This window comes from Aeromonas sp. Prich7-2, assembly GCF_017939255.1.
Classification (GTDB): domain Bacteria; phylum Pseudomonadota; class Gammaproteobacteria; order Enterobacterales; family Aeromonadaceae; genus Aeromonas; species Aeromonas caviae.
In genome coordinates this window covers 1-573 of record NZ_JAGKRI010000330.1, presented here as the reverse complement: position 1 = coordinate 573, position 573 = coordinate 1, and the positions used below count along the sequence as shown (strand labels likewise).

General features: G+C 58.8%; 2 pseudogenes. Both read right to left on the bottom strand.

The features are described from left to right. A pseudogene (locus J9892_RS22625) lies at window positions 1-143 on the bottom strand (IstB-like ATP-binding domain-containing protein); the annotation flags it as partial. A gap of 14 nt (window positions 144-157) precedes the next feature. After that, a pseudogene (locus tag J9892_RS22620) lies at window positions 158-573 on the bottom strand (IS21 family transposase); the annotation flags it as partial.

Below are 573 nucleotides of genomic sequence, written 5' to 3'. Positions count from 1 at the left end.
TGTTCGTGTTCGACCAGCAGGCTTAGCCGCTCGATGAAGGGCAGCCCTTCGTAGGTACTTGCCTGTTCCAGTTGTTGTTGCACGGCATCCGCCATGCCAGTCAGTTTCAGGTGTCTCAAGCGGGTCAGCGTTTGTTGGGTCATGGGACGTATCCTCTTTAGTGGAAGCTCTGGGGGCCGCGGATGTTCTCGTGCTCTTGCGGCAGTTCTGGATAACTGAGCTGGCTTGCGGGCAGTTGGTCACGGCCACTGGCCAGCACCGACTTGAGCTGTTTGAGTCGCACCAGTCCTTCCCGATTAGCCAACTGGCAGCAGGCTTCAACCCGTGATGCTGGATACTCTCGACTAAGACTCAGTAGCCCCAGGCAGAGTCGGTATGCCTGCTCGGCATGGGCTTTCTCTTCCAGCCGTTCGCTAACCCAGCACAGGGTGCTCGGTCCGATGTCAGCAGCCCACTGTTTAAGACGCCCTGGGGTCCAGCGTTGCTGCTTGCTGTGACGTTCCGGCATGTGCTCAGGGAGCGTGCTCATCCCCGGGATGGTTTTACGTGGATGGCTCGCGACCAGCTGTTGCT